General features: G+C 70.8%; 9 protein-coding genes. 5 read left to right on the top strand and 4 right to left on the bottom strand.

Going from position 1 to position 7,812, the window contains the following annotated elements; genetic code table 11:
• Positions 1-166: 166 nt before the first annotated feature.
• From cmk to der, 3 genes are all read left to right on the top strand, one after another.
• Positions 167-853, top strand: coding sequence for a (d)CMP kinase (gene cmk / locus L0P92_RS39685; RefSeq protein ID WP_234767985.1), 687 nt, complete (start codon positions 167-169; stop codon positions 851-853).
• A gap of 53 nt (positions 854-906) precedes the next feature.
• Complete coding sequence (locus L0P92_RS39680) at positions 907-1,509, top strand: lysophospholipid acyltransferase family protein (protein WP_234767987.1); 603 nt, start codon at positions 907-909, stop codon at positions 1,507-1,509.
• Between the two features lie 81 nt (positions 1,510-1,590).
• Positions 1,591-3,069: a ribosome biogenesis GTPase Der gene (gene der / locus L0P92_RS39675; RefSeq protein ID WP_234767984.1), complete on the top strand. Its 1,479-nt coding sequence runs from the start codon at positions 1,591-1,593 to the stop codon at positions 3,067-3,069.
• Positions 3,070-3,132: 63 nt separating this feature from the next.
• Here der and L0P92_RS39670 read toward each other — a convergent pair whose 3' ends face one another.
• Entirely contained in the window at positions 3,133-3,483 is a 351-nt protein-coding gene (locus tag L0P92_RS39670; protein ID WP_217209038.1) for a hypothetical protein, read from the bottom strand.
• Between the two features lie 134 nt (positions 3,484-3,617).
• The gene (locus L0P92_RS39665) at positions 3,618-4,400 is read right to left on the bottom strand and encodes a DUF8842 C-terminal domain-containing protein (protein WP_234767983.1); all 783 of its coding nucleotides are present in this window, start codon (positions 4,398-4,400) and stop codon (positions 3,618-3,620) included.
• 534 nt (positions 4,401-4,934) lie between these two features.
• On the opposite strand from L0P92_RS39665, the gene L0P92_RS39660 reads away from it, so the two are divergent.
• Both L0P92_RS39660 and L0P92_RS39655 read left to right on the top strand, forming a co-directional pair.
• Positions 4,935-5,606, top strand: coding sequence for a LysM peptidoglycan-binding domain-containing protein (locus L0P92_RS39660; protein WP_234767982.1), 672 nt, complete (start codon positions 4,935-4,937; stop codon positions 5,604-5,606).
• A 226-nt stretch (positions 5,607-5,832) separates the two neighbouring features.
• Positions 5,833-6,303, top strand: coding sequence for a transglycosylase family protein (locus L0P92_RS39655; protein ID WP_234767986.1), 471 nt, complete (start codon positions 5,833-5,835; stop codon positions 6,301-6,303).
• Here the strand turns inward: L0P92_RS39655 and L0P92_RS39650 are convergent.
• Positions 6,236-6,913, bottom strand: a complete 678-nt coding sequence (locus L0P92_RS39650) for an ATP-binding cassette domain-containing protein (RefSeq protein WP_234767981.1) — start codon at positions 6,911-6,913, stop codon at positions 6,236-6,238. The genes L0P92_RS39655 and L0P92_RS39650 overlap by 68 nt on opposite strands.
• The coding region (locus L0P92_RS39645; protein ID WP_234767980.1) for an ABC transporter ATP-binding protein at positions 6,910-7,812 on the bottom strand (903 nt) is incomplete at its 5' end. The genes L0P92_RS39650 and L0P92_RS39645, both read right to left, overlap by 4 nt.

Below are 7,812 nucleotides of genomic sequence, written 5' to 3'. Positions count from 1 at the left end.
TACCCGTCCCATCCTTCTGGGGCGGAGCCCCAGAAGGATGGGACGGGTAGGGGCGGCGGGGGCGAACCCTGTGGGGCCGGACGAGTGAGCTGTACCCAGTAACCTTGTGCGGGGCACGTTCGCGCCCCGTACATCTCGCCACACCGCATCTGGAAGGTGTCCCCCCGTGGAAAACGGTGCCGCCAAGCCCGTGATTGTCGCCATCGACGGCCCCTCCGGCACGGGCAAGTCGAGCACGTCGAAGGCCGTTGCCGCGCAGCTCGGGCTGAGCTACCTGGACACCGGCGCCCAGTACCGGGCGATCACCTGGTGGATGGTGACCAACGGGATCGACATCGAGGACCCGTCCGCCATCGCCGCCGTGGCCGGCAAGCCCGAGATCGTCTCCGGCACCGAGCCGGGCAACCCGACGATCACCGTGGACGGCACCGACGTGGCCGGACCGATCCGCACCCAGGAGGTCACCTCCAAGGTCAGCGCCGTTAGCGCCGTACCGGAGGTGCGCGCGCGGATCACCGAGCTGCAGCGCTCCCTGGCCAGGTCCGCGGAGATCGGCATCGTCGTCGAGGGCCGCGACATCGGTACGACCGTGCTGCCCGACGCCGACCTGAAGATCTTCCTCACCGCCTCCCCGGAGGCCCGCGCCGCCCGCCGCAGCGGCGAGCTGAAGGGCGCCGACGTCAACGCGACCCGGGAGGCGCTGATCAAGCGGGACACGGCGGACTCCAGCCGCAAGACCTCGCCGCTGGCCAAGGCCGGCGACGCGGTCGAGGTGGACACCACCGAGCTGACGCTGCCGCAGGTCATCGAGTGCGTCGTCACGCTCGTCGAGGAGAAGCGGGCCGGAAAGTGACGCAGGCTTCGAAGCGGGGCGCCGAGGTCGGGCGGCGGATCGGCGTCGGCCTGATGTACGGGCTGTGGAAGCCGCGCGTGCTCGGCGCCTGGAAGGTGCCCGCGAGCGGTCCGGTGATCTTCGCCGTCAACCACTCGCACAACATAGACGGCCCGATGGTCATGGGCGTGGCGCCCCGGCCGACGCACTTCCTGATCAAGAAGGAGGCGTTCGTCGGACCGCTGGACCCGTTCCTGACCGGGATCGGCCAGCTGAAGGTGGACCGTGAGACCACCGACCGTACGGCGATCACACGCGCCCTCGACGTCCTGTCGGCCGGCGGCGTCCTCGGGATCTTCCCGGAGGGCACCCGCGGTGAGGGCGACTTCGCCTCGCTGCGCGCCGGGCTCGCCTACTTCGCCGTGCGCAGTGGGGCACCCATCGTCCCGATCGCCGTGCTGGGAAGTTCCGAGAAGCGGGGACGGTTGATGAAGGGGCTGCCTCCGCTGCGCAGCCGTATCGACGTCGTCTTCGGCGATCCCTTCGAGGCGGGCGACGGCAGCGGACGCCGTACGCGCAAGGCGCTGGACGAGGCGACCGAGCGCATCCAGAAGCAGCTCACCGCGCACCTGGAGAACGCCAGGCGACTGACCGGTCGCCAAGCGACACTGAAGTAGCTGAAGCAACTGAGTAGTGGATCAGCCGGGCACCCCCGGTGCTCCACCGATCACCACGATGAACGACGAGGTACGGACTTCATGAACGACCACATCCACTCCGAGGGCTCGCTCGAAGAGCACGACCACGGAGAGCTTGGCGACGCCGAGTACGCGGAGTTCATGGAGCTCGCCGCGGAAGAGGGCTTCGACCTCGAGGACGTCGAGGGGGCCATCGAGGCCGCCGGGCACGGACCGTTGCCCGTCCTCGCGGTCGTCGGGCGGCCGAATGTCGGCAAGTCGACTCTCGTCAACCGGATCATCGGCCGCCGCGAGGCCGTAGTCGAGGACAAGCCCGGCGTCACCCGCGACCGCGTGACCTACGAGGCCGAGTGGGCCGGACGCCGCTTCAAGGTCGTCGACACCGGCGGCTGGGAGCAGGACGTCCTCGGCATCGACGCCTCCGTGGCCGCACAGGCCGAGTACGCCATCGAGGCCGCCGACGCCGTCGTGTTCGTCGTCGACGCCAAGGTCGGCGCCACCGACACCGACGAGGCGGTCGTACGACTGCTGCGCAAGGCCGGCAAGCCGGTGGTGCTGGCCGCCAACAAGGTGGACGGCCCGAGCGGCGAGGCCGACGCGGCGTATCTGTGGTCCCTCGGGCTCGGCGAGCCGCACCCGGTCTCCGCGCTGCACGGCCGCGGCACCGGCGACATGCTGGACGCCGTCCTGGAGGTGCTGCCCACCGCGCCCGCGCAGACCTTCGGCGGCGCGGCGATCGGCGGCCCGCGCCGTATCGCCCTGATCGGCCGCCCGAACGTCGGCAAGTCCTCCCTGCTGAACAAGGTGGCGAACGAGGAGCGCGTCGTCGTCAACGAGCTGGCCGGCACCACCCGTGACCCGGTCGACGAGCTCATCGAACTGGGCGGCGTGACCTGGAAGTTCGTCGACACCGCGGGCATCCGCAAGCGCGTCCACCTCCAGCAGGGCGCCGACTACTACGCCTCGCTGCGCACCGCCGCCGCCGTCGAGAAGGCCGAGGTGGCGGTCATCCTGATCGACGCGGCCGAGTCCATCTCGGTCCAGGACCAGCGGATCGTGACGATGGCCGTCGAGGCCGGGCGCGCGATGGTCATCGCCTACAACAAGTGGGACACCCTCGACGAGGAGCGCCGCTACTACCTGGAGCGGGAGATCGAGACCGAGTTCGGGCAGGTCGCCTGGGCGCCGCGGGTCAACGTCTCCGCGCTCACCGGCCGGCACATGGAGAAGCTGGTCCCCGCGATCGAGACCGCCCTCGCCGGCTGGGAGACCCGCGTCCCGACGGGCCGCCTCAACGCCTTCCTCGGCGAACTGGTCGCCGCCCACCCCCACCCGATCCGGGGCGGCAAGCAGCCGCGCATCCTCTTCGGCACCCAGGCCGGCACCAAGCCCCCGCGGTTCGTGCTCTTCGCCTCCGGCTTCATCGAGGCGGGCTACCGCCGCTTCATCGAACGCCGACTGCGTGAGGAGTTCGGCTTCGAGGGCACCCCGATCCATATCTCGGTGCGGGTGCGCGAGAAGCGCGGCAAGAAGAAGTAGCGGCGAGCGGAAGCAGCCGACACGACGGAAGGGCGGCCCGGTGAGGGCCGCCCTTCCGGCTGTTCAGCCCCGGCGCGCCGGCGGCAGCGCGGCCGGGACGTGATGCATCCCCGTGCCCTGCGGACCGATGTGCCCGACGCGCTGCCACTGCGGCTGCTGGCTGTTGCCGTGGCGGGCGCTGTGGGCACCCGCGCTGTAGGCGCTGTACGAACTGCTGAACGACCCCGGGCGATGGCCGCCGTATGTGCCGGTACTGCGCTGGATGTTCCCGAATGCGACGAACCCCAGGTCCTCCTCACCGCTGCGATCACCCGGCAGCGAACGGAAGGACTTGACGTACTCGGCGTAGAGCGCGTCGTAGATCGGCGTGGGCGAGGGACCGCCCTGGTGGCGGGGAACGTCGTATGCATGCACGTATGTCCAAACGACGGCAGGCTTCATGAGATGCGGTTCGGCAGTGCCCCTTTGGGGGCGCGGGGAACTGCGCGATCAACCACGATCCACCTGTAGTCGCCGTACGGCCTTCGGTCGCCGCCCGGTAGGCGCCATCACGTCCCCGCGAGAGGCAACGCCGCTCCCACCAACTTCCCGTTCGCCGCCGCCTTGTCCAGCGCCTCCCGCAGCAGGTCCTCCCGGGGCTGGCGCCCGATGGAGCCGACCGGCGCCGCGAACATCAGTACCTGCTGGTGCTTGTTGGCGGCGGCCCGCCAGCCGTCGGTCACCTGGAGCGGCTGATGCGCCTGCCACCAGGCGACCGGCTGTCCGCCGGAGGGGCCCGGCTGAAGTACCGCGTGCAGCTGGCCCATGGCCAACAGCACCGACCAGCCGTGCAGCACCGGCGGCACATCGGTCAGCTCCGTCACCGGCATGAACCCCTGCTCGATGAGCAGCGGAAGGAAGTCGTCCCCGGCGTCCACCGCCCCGGGGCGCACGATGGGGCCGGTCGGCTCCACGACCAGGGCGGGGTGCAGTTCCCCGGCGATCAGCACCAGTCCGCTGGTCACGCCGAGCACGGCCTGCTCCGGCACGATCGCCTCCGGCTCCAGGTCGACGCGGTCGCCGGTGATGGACTTCACGGCACCCCGCAGCTGCTCCTCGGTGACCTGGACGACCTGGGAGGGCAGGCAGGTGGCGTGGGCGAAGGCGAGCACGGCGGTCTCGTCCCCGATGAACAGGACGGTGCTGGTGCGCTCCTGTTCGGAGTCGCCCGGGGTGCGGCAGGAGGTGCAGTCGTAACTGCCCGGGGCGTTCTCTCCGGCGAGCAGCCGGTCGGCCTCTTCGTCGCCGATCTCGGCGCGTACCTCGTCGCTGACGTCGAGCATGCGCGGCACGGGTGGCTCCCTCGGGATGTGGCGTGGCGGGACCGGGTGGCTCCCGGCCCGTGAACCGGGCGGGTCCCGGGCTCATGAAGAAGACAACGGACGATCTGTGGCGGGAGTCACGCACCACGGCGAACGGAATCGAACCATCCATCGCGCACCGTCACGCCGGGTGCGGAATCGCCCACTCTCGGTCAAGTCCTTGGAAATGCAAGGAAGTTGGTTGCGTGGGGTGTGTCACAGATCGTCGGAGGGTGTGGTCGACAAATCCTGAAATCAGCGAATGAAGTGGGTGGCCGAAAATCGCCGATACCTGAGGTAACGGCGAACTGGCCTGGAATGACAAGGAGTTGGTTGATGCCGACCGGCCGCTGTCCCTAGATTCCTCGGCCGTGTGCAACGAGCACCGCTCGGGTACGTCCGCCGAACCGCACCAGCCAGCGCAGCACCACCTCCGGCGGACGGGGCCGCGCCGCTCACCCGCCCCATGGCGTGGCGAGTGGCGCTCTGCCTTGGGGGACCCCGAGTGCTTCGAGAGGGAACTACATGTCCGAATGTGCCGATAACACGCGCGACAACACTCGGAAGGCGCCGAAGGCTTCGGCTTCGAACGGGAACCGGACTCGTACGACGGCGGTCCTCGCCGGAGCGGCGCTGCTCGCTCCGCTCGGGGTGCTGGCCGCGACCGGCAACGCCGCAGCGGCGGACAGCGCAGTGTGGGACCGCATCGCCCAGTGCGAGAGCGGCGGCAACTGGCACATCAACACCGGCAACGGCTACTACGGCGGACTCCAGTTCGCCGCCTCCACCTGGCGCGCCTACGGCGGTACGGCCTACGCGCCGACGGCCGACCGGGCGAGCAAGGACCAGCAGATCGCCGTGGCCACCAAGGTGCAACGCGCCCAGGGATGGGGCGCGTGGCCGATCTGTTCGGCTCGGGCCGGAGCGTCCGGGAACGCACCCGCGGCCTCCGCCGCCGGCTCGGCCCCCTCCACCGCCAAGGCGGCCCCGTCCACTCCGTCACAGACGCCGGAGCGTTCGCCGGGGCACACGAACCGCAGCTCGTCCCGCGGGGACTACACCGTCCGTGCCGGCGACACGCTGAGCGGCATCGCCGACCGCCACGGGACCACCTGGCGGCAGCTCTACGCCGCCAACAAGTCCGTCATCGGCGCCGATCCCCATCTGATCGTGCCCGGGCAGCGTCTCGAACTCTGAGTGTCGCTCCCTGTCCAGGGCACTGTGCCCCGCCCGGTCCGCCGACCGGGTGGGGCACCGGCGTTCGTCGCCGCGCCGCCCCGGGAGGTGGCAATAAGCTGCCTAGCGTGCTCATATGAAATGCACACCGCTCAAGATCGTTCTGGCCGCCGCCCTGTTCACCGCCGTGGCCCCGGGAACGTCGAACGCCACGCACGCGACGCACACGGCGCAGGCCATGTATGCCATGCGCGCAAGCCATACCGCGCCTCAACCGGCCCCTGGTCCGCCGCCCAAACGCGTGGCGTACGAGTGTGCCAAGGACCAGTGGCCCTGGGGCTGTGTCGCCCAGTGTGAGAGCGGCGGCAACTGGCACATCAACACCGGCAACGGCCACTACGGGGGACTGCAGTTCTCGCAGTCGACCTGGGAGGGCTTCGGCGGGACGAAGTACGCCGCACGGGCGGATCTCGCCACCCGTCAGCAGCAGATCGCCATCGCCCGGAAGGTGGCGGCCTCGCAGGGATGGGGTGCGTGGCCGCACTGCTCCAGGCGTTACGGGCTCAAGGGCCGTCTGGACATGGCCAAACAGAGTGTCACGGAGCAGTTGACCGAGAAGACCTCGCTGCTCGTCCGGAAGGGGTCGACGCTCATCCGGAAGGGCTCCACCAGGTTCGGCGCGCTGCACGGCGCTCCCATTCGCCCGACTCGCCGCTGAACACGACCGCGCCACGGCGCAGTTCGTGGACGAGTGCCGCCCGGCCGTGCAGGACGGGCGGCAGCCGTTGCTCGGCGACGACCACGCACGCGTGGAGTTCGCTCAGCATCCTGTAGGTGCGAGCGGCCACCGTGGGTGACATGCCCTGTGCGGGCTCGTCCACGAGCACGACACGCGCGTGTGACAACAGGGCGCGGGAGAGGGCGAGCATGCGCTGCTCGCCGCCGGAGAGGGTGCCGGCGCGGCGTGCCAGGAGGGGTTCGAGGCCGGGGTAGGCGTCGAGGGCGATGTCGTACGACTCGGACGCGAGTTCGAGGTGCTCGCGCACGGTGAGGGAGCCGAACACCGCCTGCCGCTCGGGGACCAGGCACAGTCCGCGGCGGGCCCTCTCGTGCGCGGGTACACGGGTCACGTCGGTGCCGTCCCACACCACCGCGCCGCCGGACAGGGGCACGGTTCCGGCGAGGGCGCGCAGGGCGGTCGTACGGCCGGAGCCGTTGCGGCCCAGCAGCACGGTGAGGCCGGGGCCGGGGGCGGTGAGGGTGACGCCGTGGAGGGCCTCCAAGGGGCCGTAGCGCACGCGCGCGTGGTGCAGGGAGATCTTGGTCATGCCGGGGTCTCCTCGGAGCTCGCGGCGTCGAGGACGCGGTCGGGAGGGCCCGAGGCGACGATGCGGCCCGCCGCCATGACGTGCACGGTGTCGGCCAGGTCGGCGACGAGGTCCAGGTCGTGTTCGACGACCAGCAGGGCCATGCCGTCTGCCGCCAGGGCCTTCAGGACGCGGGCCAGTGCGGTGACTTCGGCGGTGTCGAGGCCGGCGGCGGGTTCGTCGAGGAGCAGTACGCGCGGGTCGCCGGCGAGGGCCCTGGCCAGTTCTACGCGTCTCAGGGTGCCGGTGGGGAGGTCTGCGGCGGGCAGGGCCCTTACGGGGCCGTCGAGTCCGAGGAGTCGGAGGGAACGCTCCGCGGCTGCCGGGTCCCGGGTTCTTCCCTGTTCCGCGCCCACTTGGACGTTCTCGGCCACGGTCAGTGAGGGGAAGACGGCCAGTTGTTGGAAGGTGCGGGCGATGCCGAGGCGGGTGCGTGTGTGTGCGGGGAGGTGGGTGATGTCGCGGGGGCCCAGGTGGATTCTGCCGTGGGTGGGGTGGTGGGTGCCGGCGAGGCAATGGAACAGGGTGGACTTGCCTGCGCCGTTGGGGCCGACGATGGCGGTGACCCTGCCGGGCGGGACGGTGACGGTTACGTCGTTCAGGGCGGTGAAGCCGTTGTAGTGGGCCTGGAGGTGGTGGGTGGTGAGGGTGGTGGCCTCGTGTGCGGGTTCGTGGGTGGGCACGCGGCCTTCGGCCGCGTCGGGGGTCCCACCCGCACCGCCCGTGCGGCGTTCGTCGTCGGGTGCGGGTGGCCCTTGTGGGGGTTCAACGCCGTCGGCGGCCTCGGCCCGGTGGGGGGTCGCAGCCGGGTGGGCGACTGCGGGGCCGGGCTCAGCTGGTGCCGTTCCTGTTGCGCCTGC

It is taken from the genome of Streptomyces muensis, from assembly GCF_021474425.1.
GTDB classification, from domain to species: domain Bacteria; phylum Actinomycetota; class Actinomycetes; order Streptomycetales; family Streptomycetaceae; genus Streptomyces; species Streptomyces muensis.
The sequence above is the reverse complement of the archived record's forward strand: the minus strand, read 5'-3'. Positions and strand labels throughout refer to the sequence as shown.

Coding starts and splice junctions, on each gene's coding strand:
- L0P92_RS39680 (WP_234767987.1), top strand. CDS start 907: ATGTACGGGCTGTGGAAGCCGCGCGTGCTCGGCGCCTGGAAGGTGCCC.
- der (WP_234767984.1), top strand. CDS start 1,591: ATGAACGACCACATCCACTCCGAGGGCTCGCTCGAAGAGCACGACCAC.
- L0P92_RS39660 (WP_234767982.1), top strand. CDS start 4,935: ATGTCCGAATGTGCCGATAACACGCGCGACAACACTCGGAAGGCGCCG.
- L0P92_RS39655 (WP_234767986.1), top strand. CDS start 5,833: ATGCGCGCAAGCCATACCGCGCCTCAACCGGCCCCTGGTCCGCCGCCC.
- L0P92_RS39650 (WP_234767981.1), bottom strand. CDS start 6,913: ATGACCAAGATCTCCCTGCACCACGCGCGCGTGCGCTACGGCCCCTTG.